Source organism: Pseudomonas sp., assembly GCF_030147005.1.
Lineage (GTDB): Bacteria > Pseudomonadota > Gammaproteobacteria > Pseudomonadales > Pseudomonadaceae > Aquipseudomonas.
In genome coordinates this window covers 45,941-58,706 of the sequence record NZ_JASLAW010000095.1, presented here as the reverse complement: position 1 = coordinate 58,706, position 12,766 = coordinate 45,941, and the positions used below count along the sequence as shown (strand labels likewise).

At 59.2% G+C, this 12,766-nt stretch carries 10 protein-coding genes and 1 tRNA gene; 3 read left to right on the top strand and 8 right to left on the bottom strand.

Features of this window, described 5'->3' with window-relative positions:
• Positions 1-66: 66 nt before the first annotated feature.
• From Q1V60_RS08965 to rpsU, 6 genes are all read right to left on the bottom strand, one after another.
• Positions 67-513: an Lrp/AsnC family transcriptional regulator gene (locus tag Q1V60_RS08965; RefSeq protein ID WP_300629407.1), complete on the bottom strand. Its 447-nt coding sequence runs from the start codon at positions 511-513 to the stop codon at positions 67-69.
• A gap of 110 nt (positions 514-623) precedes the next feature.
• Positions 624-700: transfer RNA gene (locus tag Q1V60_RS08960), tRNA-Ile, on the bottom strand.
• A 15-nt stretch (positions 701-715) separates the two neighbouring features.
• Positions 716-4,087 (bottom strand): bifunctional diguanylate cyclase/phosphodiesterase, encoded by a 3,372-nt coding sequence (locus Q1V60_RS08955; RefSeq protein ID WP_300629405.1) that lies wholly within the window; start codon positions 4,085-4,087, stop codon positions 716-718.
• Positions 4,088-4,222: 135 nt separating this feature from the next.
• Complete coding sequence (gene rpoD, locus Q1V60_RS08950) at positions 4,223-6,073, bottom strand: RNA polymerase sigma factor RpoD (RefSeq protein WP_300629402.1); 1,851 nt, start codon at positions 6,071-6,073, stop codon at positions 4,223-4,225.
• Positions 6,074-6,140: 67 nt separating this feature from the next.
• The gene (gene dnaG / locus Q1V60_RS08945; protein WP_300629400.1) at positions 6,141-8,108 is read right to left on the bottom strand and encodes a DNA primase; all 1,968 of its coding nucleotides are present in this window, start codon (positions 8,106-8,108) and stop codon (positions 6,141-6,143) included.
• 441 nt (positions 8,109-8,549) lie between these two features.
• On the bottom strand, positions 8,550-8,765 hold the full coding sequence (gene rpsU / locus Q1V60_RS08940; RefSeq protein WP_002551877.1) for a 30S ribosomal protein S21: 216 nt from the start codon (positions 8,763-8,765) through the stop codon (positions 8,550-8,552).
• A gap of 202 nt (positions 8,766-8,967) precedes the next feature.
• Here rpsU and tsaD point away from each other — a divergent pair, with 202 nt between their 5' ends.
• Positions 8,968-9,993, top strand: a complete 1,026-nt coding sequence (tsaD, locus tag Q1V60_RS08935; protein ID WP_300629397.1) for a tRNA (adenosine(37)-N6)-threonylcarbamoyltransferase complex transferase subunit TsaD — start codon at positions 8,968-8,970, stop codon at positions 9,991-9,993.
• 19 nt (positions 9,994-10,012) lie between these two features.
• On the opposite strand, the gene plsY is transcribed toward tsaD, so the two are convergent.
• Complete coding sequence (plsY, locus tag Q1V60_RS08930) at positions 10,013-10,582, bottom strand: glycerol-3-phosphate 1-O-acyltransferase PlsY (protein ID WP_300629395.1); 570 nt, start codon at positions 10,580-10,582, stop codon at positions 10,013-10,015.
• Positions 10,583-10,656: 74 nt separating this feature from the next.
• Between plsY and folB the strand changes: the two genes are divergently transcribed.
• Together folB and folK are read left to right on the top strand one after the other, a co-directional pair.
• The gene (gene folB / locus Q1V60_RS08925; protein ID WP_300629393.1) at positions 10,657-11,010 is read left to right on the top strand and encodes a dihydroneopterin aldolase; all 354 of its coding nucleotides are present in this window, start codon (positions 10,657-10,659) and stop codon (positions 11,008-11,010) included.
• Positions 11,001-11,519, top strand: a complete 519-nt coding sequence (gene folK, locus Q1V60_RS08920; protein ID WP_300629391.1) for a 2-amino-4-hydroxy-6-hydroxymethyldihydropteridine diphosphokinase — start codon at positions 11,001-11,003, stop codon at positions 11,517-11,519. The genes folB and folK overlap by 10 nt, the downstream gene beginning before the upstream one ends.
• An 8-nt stretch (positions 11,520-11,527) precedes the next feature.
• Here folK and Q1V60_RS08915 read toward each other — a convergent pair whose 3' ends face one another.
• Positions 11,528-12,760 (bottom strand): multifunctional CCA addition/repair protein, encoded by a 1,233-nt coding sequence (locus tag Q1V60_RS08915; protein WP_300629389.1) that lies wholly within the window; start codon positions 12,758-12,760, stop codon positions 11,528-11,530.
• Positions 12,761-12,766 lie beyond the last annotated feature (6 nt).

Genomic DNA, 12,766 nt, shown 5'->3' with positions numbered 1-12,766 from the left:
CTCGTTAATAAGACGCAATGTGTCGTCGTATTGCACTCGTTTTAGTCAATCTGACGAAATGGGTGGTCAGATAGGTTGCCCGCGGTCCAATTTGTTACTGAGAATGATCGACGTAGTGGTTTTTTCCACGCCATCGACACTGCCGATCTGATCCAGCAACTGATCAAGCTGCTCCGGCGACTCAGTGCGCAGCCACGCCACGTAATCAAATTCGCCGCTTACCGCGCACAACTGCTGCACCTGAGCCATCGCACTCAACCTGCGCAGCACCTCCTTGCCCGAACGCGGTTGCACGGTGATGCCCACATACGCCTGCAAACCACCATCCGCCAAGCGCTGGCCCAGGCGCACGCCATAACCGGTAATCACCTGGGTTTTTTCAAGGCGTGCCAGGCGCGAAGTGACCGTGGTACGCGCAATACCCAGCTGCCGAGCAAGCATGGCAACGCTCTCGCGGGCGTTGAGCTGCAAGGCGGCGATCAGTCGGCGGTCGATTTCGTCCAGGGCGGGCAAGGGCAGAGCTCCAGTGCGGTGGCAGAGGGCATGCATGTTACAGGCTTGGTTCGGCTTACAGAACCGCTACGCCAGACACAGAAAAGCCGCGCAATGCGCGGCTTTGAAGTTGGTGGGCCCAGTAGGACTCGAACCTACGACCAAGGGATTATGAGTCCCCTGCTCTAACCAACTGAGCTATAGGCCCTCAGTAGGACGCGGATTATAACGACGGTTTCCTCAGTGTGCCATCCGAAAAATCCCCCATCCGTGTGCGAAGGAAGGTTGCGGCAAACAGTTCCGGCGGCAGGGGCAGGCTGACGATGTAGCCTTGCATCTGTTCACACCCTTCAGCGGCGAGGAAGGCTTGCTGTGCGGGGGTTTCCACGCCTTCGGCGATGAGGGTGAATTGCATGCTGTGGCCGAGGGCGATAATGGCGCGCACGATGGCGGCGTCGTGAGGGTCGTCGGGCAGGCCGCGGACGAAGGATTGGTCAATCTTGAGGAAGTCCAGCGGCAGGCGCTTGAGGTAACTGAGGGAAGAATAACCGGTACCGAAATCATCGATCGCCAGTTGCACGCCCAGTTTTTTGAGCTGGTGCAGCACCTCCAGCGCTTCTTCGGCCTGGCTCATGATGAAGTTTTCGGTGATCTCCAGCTGCAGGCAGCCGGGCTCCAGGCGGTAATCGCGCAGCAGTTGTTCGATGCGCGACAGCAGCTTGGGGTGACGCAGTTGCGCGCCGGCGAGGTTGACGGACAGTGGCCCGAAATCACCGAAATCACCTTGCCAGGCGTGCAGCTGTCGGCAGGCCTGTTCCAGTACCCAATCACCAATTTGCAGAATCGTGCCGTTTTCTTCGGCCAGGGCGATGAAGTGTTCGGGCGGCACCTCGCCAAAGGTCGGATGGCGCCAGCGAATCAAGGCTTCGGCGCCGGTCAGTTCGTGGGTGATCAAGTTGCGTTTGGGCTGGTAATACAGGCTCAACTCTTCACGTTCGATGGCCCGGCGCAGCTCATGCTCCAGCGCCACGCGTTCATTGGCCTGGGCCGTCAGGTCGCGGGTGTAGCGTTCAACACGGTTGCGGCCCTTGGCTTTGGAGCGGTACATCGCGGCGTCGGCATTTTTGACCAGCGTGGCGACATCGGTGCCGTCCTGTGGGTACAAGCTGGTGCCGATACTCGCGCTGATAAAGAACTCGTGCTCGCCTGCCTGGAAGGGGGGTGTGAAGCAATCGAGCAGCTTATTCGCCAGGTTCTGGGCGTCGCTGGCCTGTTGCAGGCCGGGCAGCAGGATGATGAATTCATCGCCGCCCAGTCGTGCAACGGTGTCGATATCACGCAGTTGCTCTTTGAGGCGTACGGCAATGTCTTTGAGCAACAGGTCACCGACCGGGTGGCCCAGGCTGTCGTTGATGTGTTTGAAACGGTCCAGATCGAGAAACAACACCGCGCCTTGATTCCCGCTTTCCTGCTGACCGATGAGAGCGGCCTGCAGTCGGCTTTCAAACAGCGTACGGTTGGGTAGACCGGTTAATGGGTCGTGATGGGCCTGATAGTCGAGGCGCGCCTGGGCGAGCTTGAGGCTGGAGATGTCGGCAAATACGGCCACGAAGTGCGTAACCAACAGGTCATGATTGCGCACGGCACTGATGGTCAGCCAGCTTGGATACAGCTCACCGTTCTTGCGTCGGTTGGAGATCTCGCCCTGCCAGTGGTCGTGTGTCGTCAACTGGTGCCACATCGCGGCATAGAATGCGCTGTCGTGCAGGCCGGAGGCGAGCAGGCGCGGTGTATGGCCAAGTGCTTCAGCCTCGCTGTAGCCGGTGATCTCGCTGAAGGCGCGATTAACTGCGCTGATGTTCTGTCGCGTGTCGGTGATCAAGACGCCTTCAGCCGTGCTTTCGAATACCGTGGCAGCTTGTTGCAGCTTCTCCTGCATTTGCTGGCGTTCGGTTATGTCGCGGGCGATGGTCAGCATGCAGTTTTCTCCGCCGATGGGCAGCGGGCGGCTGGACAGTTCGCAGAGCCGAATCCGGCCATCGACGTGGCGGATATGGCAGATAAAGTCGCGGACAAATCCGTCGCGCTGCATCAATTCCAGCATGTGCTTGCGTTCATTGAGGTTGACCCATATGGCGAGGTCCAAGGCTGACTGATCAAGCGACGGGGTGCTGGTGTAGCCGGTCAGGTGGCTGAAGCCTTCATTCACTTCTATCAGCAGGCCATCGCTTTGACGGCTCAGTAACAAGCCATCGGGGGAGGCATGGAACGCCTTGGCAAACTTCTGCTCGGACAGCAGCAGTGCCTCTTCCGTACGTTTGGCTTCGCTGATGTCGATCATCAAGCCGCGCAGCACCGGTTCCGGGCCGTATTTGATCAGGCTGACAATGTCGCGCACCCACAGACAGCGGCCGTCGGCGGTGATAACACGATAGTCGATGCTGTGATCACGGTTGGCGCGGGTTTCGCGGTAGCAATACGTTTCGGCGCGCGTCAGGTCGGCAGGGTGAATGATGTTGCGCCAGAAGCCAGGGATCATCCAATGGGCGCGGGGGTAGCCAAGCAACTCTTCGGCGTGGGGCGAGACGTAGCTGTAGGTGAAATCGCGGACGTTGGATTCCCAGGCGATGGCGGACAGGCTCTCCACCAAGCTGCGATAATGGTACTCGCTGCTACGCAGTTCTTGCTCAAGGGTCACCCGGCGGGAAATTTCCGAGCTGAGCCGGCGATTAATTCGAATCACAATGGCCAGCACGGTGCTTAGCACCAACACCGCTGGTAGACCGTACATCAACACATCCGCCCAGAATGTGCGGTGATCGCTGGAGCTGCCCACCCAATGCTGCTGGATTGCATTGGTTTCGGCTGGGCTGAGATCGGCGAGGACCTTGTCCAGAATGCCCACCAGTATTTTCTCATCCTGTGGCACGGCCATCGCCAGCTGATAGCGGTAGGGTGTTTCGCCGCTGACGTACAAACCATCAAGTTTCAGTTGGCGCAGGCTCCAGACGCTGGAGGCCAGGTCGCTGACGACCGCATCCACTTCATCGGTAGCCAGTGCCTGCAGCATGGAGCTGACGTTAGGCATCGCGACGAGATTGAGGTCCGGATGGTGGTTGCGCAGTAATTCATGGGGCGCATAGTTTTCCACCACGGCGATTTTCAGCCCGTACAAGTCTTTGAGGCTGCGCGGCTTCGCGCCGCCTTCATGGGCCAGTATCACGATGGGGAAGTCGAGATAGGGGCGCGTGAAGGCCAGGAAACTCTGGCGTTCAGGGGTGGACATAATGCCGGGGAGCAGGTCGAGCTGATTGTTGCGTACTTGTTCGAGCAAGGCGGTCCAATTTACCGGTTCGATCAGCTTGACCCTGATGTCCAGGCGATCCTGGATAAGGCGCACATAGTCGGCGGCCAGGCCTTGGTAGCGGCCATTTTCGTCGCGGTATTCAAAGGGTGGCCAGGACGCATCCACCCCAATACGCAGCTCTTGATGGTCCGTCAGCCAGCTACGCTCATCATCAGTGAGAGTCAACGCGCCAGCCGTTGCGGTCCAGGTCAGCAGCGACAGCATTATCACGGTCGGCAATCTGGGCATAACGGTCTCGTTATGGCACGGGGAATGTCTCGAGTGTAGACGGGCATTGCGAGGGCGGGGCGTTGCGGGGAAGTTAATCTGTGCAAAATAATGGGTGGAAAGCAAAACCCCCGGCCTGGGCCGGGGGTTCTGGTATCACTCGTCGAGGAAGGAGCGCAGATGCTCGCTTCGCGTCGGGTGGCGCAACTTGCGCAACGCCTTGGCTTCGATCTGACGGATCCGCTCACGGGTCACGTCAAACTGCTTACCGACTTCCTCAAGGGTGTGGTCGGTATTCATGTCGATGCCGAAGCGCATGCGCAATACCTTGGCTTCACGGGCAGTGAGGCCGGAGAGTACGTCGCGAGTCGCTTCTTTAAGGCTCTCAACGGTAGCGACATCAATTGGCGACTGCATCGTCGAGTCTTCGATGAAGTCACCCAGATGGGAGTCTTCGTCATCGCCAATTGGCGTTTCCATGGAGATCGGCTCTTTAGCGATCTTCAATACCTTGCGGATTTTATCCTCAGGCATTTCCATGCGTTCGCCCAGCTCTTCCGGGGTCGGCTCGCGACCCATTTCCTGCAACATCTGCCGGGAAATACGGTTGAGCTTGTTGATGGTCTCGATCATGTGCACCGGAATACGGATGGTGCGGGCCTGGTCGGCGATCGAGCGAGTGATCGCCTGACGGATCCACCAGGTGGCATAAGTCGAGAATTTGTAGCCGCGACGGTATTCGAACTTGTCCACAGCCTTCATCAAGCCGATGTTGCCTTCCTGGATCAGGTCGAGGAATTGCAGGCCACGGTTGGTGTACTTCTTGGCGATGGAGATCACCAGACGCAGGTTTGCTTCAACCATCTCTTTCTTCGCGCGGCGGGCTTTAGCCTCACCGATCGACATGCGACGGTTGATATCCTTGATCTCGGCAATCGTCAGGCCTGTTTCAGTCTCCAGCGCGCTCAGTTTCTGCTGGCAACGGATGATGTCCGGCTGCAGGCGACCAATGGCTTCGGCGTACTTCGCCTTGCCTTTGGCCAGGGCGTCGCTCCAGGTTTGGTCAACTTCGTTGCCCGGGAACTGGCGCAGGAAGTCGGTACGCGGCATGCGCGCATCACGGACACAGAGCTGCATGATCGCACGCTCTTGTGCACGCAGGCGCTCAAGGGCGCTACGAACGCGTTCAACCAGGCCTTCGAATTGCTTCGGTACCAGCTTGATCGGCATGAACAGCTCAGCCAGGGCAAGCAGCTCGGCAATTGCCTGCTTGTTGCCACGACCATGCTTTTTCAGAGCCTTGCGGGTGATTTCCATTTGATCGGAAACCGCACCGAAACGCTGTGCAGCGATGACCGGGTCTGGACCGCTTTCGACTTCTTCTTCGTCGTCGGTGCTGGCTTCAGCCTCGTCGTCGTCGGAGTCGTCGTCCGCTTTCGCTGCCTTCGGATCGACAGGCGGCGGTATTTCAGCGGCAGGAGGCGCAATGCCGTCGTCCGGGTCGATATAACCGCTCAGGACGTCAGACAGGCGGCCACCTTCGGTGGTGACACGAGTGTACTCGGAGAGAATGTGGTCAACCGTGCCAGGGAAGTGCGCAATTGCGCCCATCACTTCACGGATGCCCTCTTCGATACGCTTGGCGATTTCGATTTCGCCTTCACGTGTCAGCAACTCGACGGTACCCATTTCACGCATATACATGCGCACAGGGTCAGTCGTGCGACCGATGTCGGTCTCCACCGCGGCCAACGCGGCAGCGGCTTCTTCAGCGGCTGCCTCGTCGGTATCGGCGTCGGCCAACATAAGGGCGTCCGCATCCGGAGCACTCTCGTGTACGGGGATCCCCATGTCATTAATCATGCGGATGATGTCTTCCACCTGCTCTGGATCTGAAATATCCTCAGGCAGGTGGTCGTTGACCTCTGCGTAAGTCAGATACTTCTGCTCACGACCAAGGGTGATCAACTCTTTGATACGAGACTGCTGTTGCGCTTTTCCGGACATAACACCCTATCCACTGAAGGTCTTGGCGGGCAAAAAACAAGCCGAGGATTATACCCGAGCTATGACCTCACACGCCAGCTGAGGTCGGGTTTGATGTGCAAACGTTCTGTTTTAAAAGGTCGCGCATCTGTTTTGCTATCTGAATTTGCTCTTCAGCCGACAATCCCGGCTGCCTTGCTCTCTTAATGAGCTCATCGAGGGTCTGTGTGTGCTGACCCGCGGATAACCTATTAATGGTGTCTAAAAACTGTTGTTCAAGGTTATCGCCGTCAATTAGCCACTCCTTTTCCGCGAGCGCCCTCAACAGGCGGCCCTGTTCGGTGCCATGCCAGCGGGCCATCAGCTGAATTGAGTTTAGCTTAGGATTTTTCTGCACGGCTTCGATCAAGGCGATAAGCACCTGGGCATAAGTGTTGCTCTCGTTGGCGAAATGATCGGCGCTTTCAACCTTGCCCGCCAGTTGCGGGTGATGGATGAGCGTGCGCAGTGCAATCAGCGTCGGCGCTTCTACGCCAACCGGAGTGCGCGGGGCGTAGGCCTCATCGCGCTCACCGCGTTTACCATTCTTGCTCCAGGGCTTCTTGTCCCATTTCTTGCCGCCGGCACCGGGTTTCTTCGGAGTCCAATCCTGCTGGGGCGTATACGCCTCCTGCGGTTGGAAGTCGGAATAATCCGGCATGGCATCGTAATCCATGCCTGGATCGTAGGCGGGTGGCGCATCCTGGGGGGCGCTATGCACCAGCTGGCTCACGGCTTCGCCGCTCAGCCCGGTAATTTCCAGCAGGCGTTGGCGCATCAAGGTGCGCAAATTGGCGCCCGGGACCTTGTCGATCAACGGCGCCGCGAGGGTGGCCATATGGGCCTTGCCTTCAAGCGAGCGCGGGTCGGCTTCTTCGGTCAATTGCTGGAAGAAATAGTCCGCCAGCGGCTGTGCATGTTGATTGATGCGCGCACGGAACGCGTCGGTGCCTTCCGAGCGCACCAGGGTGTCCGGGTCTTCGCCCTCGGGCAAGAACAGAAAACGTGCGCGGCGCCCATCCTGCAGGCTCGACAGCGTGGCCTCAAGCGCGCGCCAGGCGGCGTTGCGGCCGGCCTGGTCGCCGTCGAAACAGAACAGCACGCTGGGCACGACGCGGAACAGGCGCTTCAAGTGCTCTTCGCTGGTGGCGGTGCCGAGAGTGGCAACCGCATTGCGCAGCCCCTGCTGGGCCAGGGCGATGACGTCCATATAGCCTTCAACCACGATGATCTCGTCGAGGTTGCGGTTGTTCTTGCGCGCTTCGAACAGGCCGTAGAGTTCCTGGCCTTTATGGAAAACCGCGGTTTCCGGGGAGTTCAGGTACTTGGGTTTGTCGTCGCCCAATACTCGGCCGCCGAAAGCGATGATGCGGCCGCGGCTGTCGCGGATCGGAAACATCACGCGGTCACGGAAGCGGTCATAACGTTTGCCGGTCTCGGCGTTTTCCACCAGCAGGCCGGCGTCAATCATGGCTTTTTGCTGAAGCGTATCGCTGCTCAGGTGCTTGTACAGGTTGTCCCAGCCGGGGGGGGCAAAACCGAGGCCGAAGTCCCGGGCGATTTCGCCGGTGAGGCCGCGGCCCTTGAGGTAATCGACAGCGGCTTTGCGCTGCGGATGGGTTTTAAGCGCCTGCCGATAGAAGTCGGCAGCGGCGGTCAATAGCGGGTACAGCGGCGAGTCGGTGGGTTGTCGCGGCTTGTGCGCACGGCCACTTTCTTCGCGGGGGATTTCCATACCGGCGGCTTTCGCCAGGTCCTCGACGGCCTGGGGGAAATCCAGGTTGTCGTGGTCCATCAGGAAGCCGAGGGCGTTGCCGCCGGCGCCGCACCCGAAGCAGTAATAGAACTGCTTGTCCGGGCTGACACTGAACGACGGGGTTTTTTCTTTATGGAACGGGCAGCAGGCGGTGTAGTTCTTGCCGGCTTTTTTCAGTTGCACGCGGGAGCTGACTACATCGACGATGTCGGTGCGGTTAAGAAGGTCGTCAATAAAGCTCTGGGGAATCAGCCCGGCCATGGCGTTCTCGTCATCACTGCGTGTAAATGAGGGCCCGTGAAATGTTCAAGCGCACGTAGGGTGCCTGATCATTATCGTCTGCATGGGATGTCAGAGAGTGTATCTGTCGAACATTCGCTGACGTTAATCTCTATCAGTGTCCGACGAATAAAAGTTGCCCGTGAGTCCGGTCTTGACCAGCGGTTGGTCTCGGAAGCTCATCAATGGGCACAGTCGACACAGTTGATCGTCTGCTTGAAGAATAGGGTGTGCTCGTCAGTAGCCTTGTTAGGCTCGTCAGAAGAGACGTGCACCGCTGGCAAAAGAGCCAGTCCTGACGTGTGAAGCGGTGTCTCGGTCGCGTGTGCGGCGTCGACGATGAAGCATCAAGCGATATCCGCAAATGCCAACAGCCCGGCTGAGGGCCGGGCTTGGCAGAAGCTTGCTACGAACGTCTGTGTATTAGTACAGACGAACGGCGCGGCGCTGCTCGCGCTGAACTTTCTTGGCGTGACGCTTAACAGCGGCTGCTGCTTTACGCTTACGCTCAGAAGTTGGCTTCTCATAAAATTCGCGGCTACGAACTTCAGCCAGAACACCGGCTTTTTCGCAGGAGCGCTTGAAACGACGCAGAGCTACGTCGAAGGGTTCGTTCTCTTTTACTTTGACGGCTGGCATCCAGAGCTACCTTCTTTCATTACCGGGATCAACGTTCTCGTCGCAAAAAATTCGCGGCTGAGGTCGTCGGTTTTTAAGGGTTGCGGATGTTAACCCCTCATTGGCAGGAATGCAAAGCCTCTGATCGAAAACCGCTAGGCGGGAGGGGGAGTGGGGACTATTATGCGCGCCTTCGAATTCAGCCTCTACAAGGCGCAAACCCATGCTAGTACTGGGACTTGAAACCTCCTGCGACGAAACCGGTGTCGCACTTTACGACAGTGAACGCGGGCTCCTGGCCGATGCGCTGTTCAGTCAGATCGACCTGCATCGCGCCTATGGCGGGGTGGTGCCGGAGCTTGCCAGCCGTGATCACGTCAAACGTATGCTGCCGTTGATCCGCCAGGTGTTGAATGAGGCTGGCTGCGTGCCGACCGAGATCGACGCGATTGCCTATACCGCAGGCCCGGGATTGGTCGGAGCCCTGCTGGTTGGGGCTTCCTGTGCCCAGGCGCTGGCGTTTGCCTGGGGTATTCCGGCCCTTGGCGTGCACCACATGGAGGGCCATTTACTGGCACCGATGCTGGAAAAAACACCGCCAGCGTTCCCGTTCGTCGCTTTGTTGGTTTCGGGGGGGCATACGCAGCTGGTTCAGGTCGACGGCATCGGCCAATACACGTTGTTGGGCGAGTCGCTGGACGACGCCGCTGGCGAAGCGTTCGACAAGACCGCGAAGATGATGGGGCTCAATTACCCCGGCGGTCCGGAAATCGCCCGCCTCGCCGAAAAAGGCGTGGCCGGTCGTTATACGTTCCCACGGCCGATGTGCGATCGCCCTGGTTTGATGTTCAGCTTCAGCGGCTTGAAAACCTCCGCATTGAATACCTGGCAGCAGAGCGTCAGCGCCGGGGACGACGGCGAGCAAGCCCGTTGCGACATCGCGCTGGCGTTCCAGCAGGCCGTGGTAGAGACTTTGACCATCAAGTGCAAGCGCGCCCTGAAGCAGGCAGGCATGAAGCGATTGGTGATTGCCGGCGGGGTCAGTGCCAACAAGGCCTTGCGCAGCGCGTTGGAGAAAATGCTCGGCGAGATGAAGGGGGACGTGTTCTACGCGCGCCCTGAGTTCTGCACCGACAACGGCGCAATGATCGCCTACGCCGGCTGCCAACGCCTGCAGGCCGGGCAACATGAAAGCCTGGCGATCAGCGTGCAGGCACGTTGGCCGATGGAGCAGTTGTCGCCGTTGTAAGGGTTAGCGTGGACGCTAACTAAAAATGCCGTTCGCGCCCGGCAAACAGGTCGCGTAGATTGCCGCGGTGGCGCCAGACGATCAGCAGTGTCAGCACGCTCATCGGCAGCAGCGCCGCCGGTTCTTGCCAGGCCAGCAACGGCAGGGTGAGCGGTGTGGCGATCAGCGCAGCCAACGAGCTGGTACGGGTCAGGTAGAACGTCAGCAGCCAGGCGAGCACCGCCAGCAATGCCGCCGGAGGGTAAATCCCCAGCAGCATGCCGGCCGCCGTGGCCACGCCTTTGCCGCCGCGAAAGCGGAAGTAGAGGGGGAGCAGGTGGCCCAGGACGGCGCATATGCCCACCCAGGCCTGCTGTTGCAGGGTAAGGCCGACGAAGCTGGCGATCAGCACGGGCAGCAGGCCCTTGCAGATGTCGCCGAGCAGCGTCAGCACGGCGAGCTTCTTGCCCGCCAGGCGCAACATATTGGTGGCACCGGCATTGCCTGAGCCACTCATTCGCGGATCGGGATTTCCCGTCAGGCGGCTGAGCAAAATGGCAAAGGACAGCGAGCCGAGCAGGTAGGCGAGAATCGCCAGTGACCAAAACATGCTAACTATTCCGGGCGAGGACGCCCTGATTCTAACGGGGCATCGCGCCCTTGTCGTGCTGCGGAGAAGAGTGCTTGGACAGAGTGTTTATCGAAGGCCTGGAAGTCGACACCGTGATCGGAGCCTACGACTGGGAGCGCGGAATCCGTCAATGCCTGCGCCTGGACCTGAGCTTCGCCTGGGATAACCGCCCGGCCGCCGCCGGTGACGACCTGACCCTGGCGCTGGATTATGCCAGCGTGTCCACGCGTATCCAGGCCTTTGCCGAGCAATCCCAATACCAATTGGTGGAAACCTTCGCCGAACGCCTGGCGCACGTGCTGATGAGTGAATTCCAGATTCCCTGGCTGCACCTCAAATTGACCAAGCCGGGTGCCGTCGCGGCGGCCAAAGGTGTGGGCGTGGAGATCGAGCGCGGATGTCGCTGACTCAGGTTTACCTTGGCCTTGGCAGTAATATCGAGCGCGAGCTTAATTTACGTGCGGGACTCGATGCGCTGGCGAGCTTTTTGACGGACATGCGGTGTTCGGCGGTGTTCGAAAGTCAACCGGTGGGTATCAAGAGCGGGCCGTTCTTTAATCTGGTGGTGTCGGCCGGTACCGACCTTCCGTTGATGGAGCTGGACCGTCGATTGAAACTCATCGAGGCCGAAAATGGCCGCTATGCGCCCGATCGTAAAGGGCTGCCGCTGGATATCGACGTGTTGCTGTATGGCGATCTAGTGGGTAATTTCGACGGTTTGATCCTGCCGCGGGCGGAGATCCTGAAAAACGCTTTCGTGTTATGGCCGCTGTCGATGATGGCGCCGGATCGTATTCACCCCGAGGCGGGCAAGACAATGTTGGAACTATGGCGCGATGCGCGAATCGACCAGGTGCTGGCGCCTGTCAGGTTTGAATGGCAGGGCCAGCAACTCACGCCGAACGCTCTTCTGTAGGGCTGAGCTTATTGTGGGGAGGAATGCTCCTTGTAGGTTTTGAGGGCCTTGAGCCGTTCGCGCTTGAGCGCCTCGCCCAGCTCTGGGCCTTTGAAGCCTTTCTCCAGCAGGGGCGCCACTGCTACCTCGCGTGCAGCCTTCGCCGCACCACGCAAGTAATCGGCCTGTGGATAACTGCGCCGTTCAAAACCCTTGCGGCCCCGTGCATCCATCTCGCAGGCGACCACAAACTCCTCAAAGCGTTGCGGCCGACGGTAAACGTCGAAACTTTGCAGCAACTCCAATAATGTCGAAGCCTTCAGCTCCAAGGCTCGATGCCCGTGGGTGTGGTATTGGCCCACCAGCAGCGCCAGTTCCTGGCATTCCTTTGGCACCTTGAAGCGTTCATTGACAGCCTTGATCAGCTTCAAGCCTCGATGTTCGTGAGCAATATGCTGCGGTAACTTATCCACAGGCGTCAGACCCTTGCCCAAGTCATGCAGCAGGCACGCCCACCGTACGGTCAGCGGCTGTTTGTGTAAGGCAGCCTGCTCTAGCACGCTTAACGTATGTAGGCCGGTGTCGATCTCGGGGTGATGAGCTTCGGGTTGCGGTACGCCGAACAGCGCGTCCACTTCCGGCATCAGGGTTTTCAGCGCATCGCAGTCGCGCAGCACCTGGATAAACACCTGGGGCTGATCTTCCATCAGGGCTCGGGAAATTTCCTTCCAGCTGCGCTCCGGTGTCAACGCTTCCAGTTCGCCGGATTCGCTGAGCTGGCGCATCAGCTCCAGCGTTTCAGGAGCCACGGTGAACCCGAGGTGCGCATAGCGCGCGGCGAACCGCGCAACGCGCAGTACTCGCAGCGGATCTTCGGCGAAAGCGGGCGAAACGTGGCGTAAAATGCGCGCATCCAGGTCGCGCTGGCCATGGTAGGGGTCGGTCAGATTGCCGTCATCGTCTTCGGCCATGGCATTGATGGTCAGGTCGCGACGGATCAGGTCTTCTTCCAGCGTGACGTCGGGGCTGGCGTGAAACACGAAGCCACCGTAGCCCCTGCCACTTTTACGCTCGGTGCGGGCGAGGGCGTATTCATCGCCGTTCTTCGGGTCCAGGAACACGGGGAAGTCAGCACCGACCGGCTTGAAGCCTTTGGCATGCATCTCTTCGGTGGTGGCGCCAACGACGACGCGGTCGATATCGGTCACCTTGATGCCCAGCAGACGATCACGCACCGCGCCGCCGACTTTATAGATTTTCATGAAAAA